Here is a 255-nt window from a genome sequence, read left to right on the forward strand (position 1 = left end):
ATGCAAGTCGAACGGCAGCGCGGGAGCAATCCTGGCGGCGAGTGGCGAACGGGTGAGTAATACATCGGAACATGTCCAGTAGTGGGGGATAGCCCGGCGAAAGCCGGATTAATACCGCATACGATCTATGGATGAAAGCGGGGGATCGCAAGACCTCGCGCTATTGGGGTGGCCGATGGCGGATTAGCTGGTTGGTGGGGTAAAGGCCTACCAAGGCGACGATCCGTAGCTGGTCTGAGAGGACGACCAGCCACA

The 255-nt window shown here is 58.8% G+C and carries 1 rRNA gene; it reads left to right on the top strand.

The features are described from left to right. Positions 1-255 (top strand): 16S ribosomal RNA (locus tag AB4Y44_RS42685); the annotation flags it as partial.

The organism is Paraburkholderia sp. BR10937, assembly GCF_040965695.1.
GTDB lineage: Bacteria > Pseudomonadota > Gammaproteobacteria > Burkholderiales > Burkholderiaceae > Paraburkholderia.